General features: G+C 67.2%; 1 protein-coding gene. It reads left to right on the top strand.

What is annotated here, in order from left to right; genetic code table 11:
• On the top strand, positions 1 to 1,440 hold a 1,440-nt coding region (locus tag V8U06_RS29075), incomplete at its 5' end, for a methyl-accepting chemotaxis protein (RefSeq protein ID WP_427143632.1).
• Positions 1,441 to 1,460: the final 20 nt, after the last annotated feature.

Raw genomic sequence — 1,460 nt, forward strand, 5'->3', positions numbered from 1 at the left:
GTCGACGTGCCGCGCACCGCGATCAACGCGCCGGTGCAGGACCAGACCACGATGATGATCATCGGCGGCCTGATCGTTCTGGCGACGGTGCTGGCCGGTCTCTACTTCGCCGTTCGCACCTTCGTGCAGAAGCCGCTCGCCGGCCTCGTCGCCGACGTCGCGACGCTCGGCAAGGGCGTCTATACCCAGCCCATCGCCGGCCAGGACCGTTCGGACGAAACCGGCTCCGTCGCCAAGGCGCTCGAAGGCTTCCGCCATCAGCTCGCCGACACCAAGCGCCTCGAAGCCGAAGCGACCAACCAGCGCCAGCTGACCGAAGCCGAACGCAACCGCTCCGAAGCCGAGCGCACCGAGGCGAGCACTCTCCAGCGCGATATCGTCGCCCGTCTCGGCGACGGCCTTGCCCAGCTCTCCTCCGGCAATCTCACCTTCCGCCTCTCCGGCGACTTCCCCGGCGACTACGGCAAGCTGAAGACCGACTTCAACTCGGCCATCGCCAGCCTCGAGGAGACGATCCAGACGGTCAACGCCTCGGTCGGCAATATCGGCGGCGGCACCGGTGAGATCTCCAAGGGCGCGGCCGATCTGTCGCACCGCACCGAGCAGCAGGCGGCAAGCCTCGAAGAGACGGCCGCGGCCCTCGACCAGCTCACTTCGCAGGTCAATTCCAGCGCGGAGAACGCCCGCGTCGCCGCCAAGTCGGTGGACACGGCCAGCAACGACGCCAGCAAGTCCGGCGAAGTGGTGCAGAAGGCGATCGCCGCCATGCATGGCATCGAACACTCCTCGCACGAGATCTCCAACATCATCGGCGTCATCGACGACATCGCCTTCCAGACCAACCTGCTCGCCCTCAATGCGGGCGTGGAAGCGGCGCGTGCGGGCGAAGCCGGCAAGGGCTTTGCGGTCGTGGCGCAGGAGGTGCGTGAACTCGCCCAGCGTTCGGCCAATGCGGCCAAGGAGATCAAGACGCTGATCAACACCTCGGAAGTGCAGGTGCGCGAAGGCGTCGATCTCGTCGGCAAGGCCGGCAGCGCGCTGGAGAACATTGCCGAGCAGGTCATCCAGATCAACGGCCTGATCCGCCAGATCTCCTCGTCGGCCTCCGAGCAGGCCGTCGGCCTCAAGGAGATCAATGCGGCGGTCAACCAGATGGACCAGGTGACGCAGCAGAACGCGGCGATGGTGGAGGAAACGACGGCCGCGTCGATGGCGCTGAACGACGAGGCGCAGACGCTGAAGTCGCTGGTCGCGCGCTTCCGGGCCGGTGCGGCTGCCATGGCCGCCCAGCAGCCGGTGCAGCAGACGGCACAGCAGACGGGCCGTCCGCAGGCCCAGCCGCAGCGCGCTGTCTATCAGGCTCCGCGCACGACGGCCCGCGCTATCCCGCAGGTCTCCGGCAACACCGCGCTTGCCCAGGACGACTGGGAAGAGTTCTGAGACGCTGCACAATCGACAAT

Source organism: Shinella sp. G-2, assembly GCF_050172695.1.
In the GTDB taxonomy this organism is placed as follows: domain Bacteria; phylum Pseudomonadota; class Alphaproteobacteria; order Rhizobiales; family Rhizobiaceae; genus Shinella.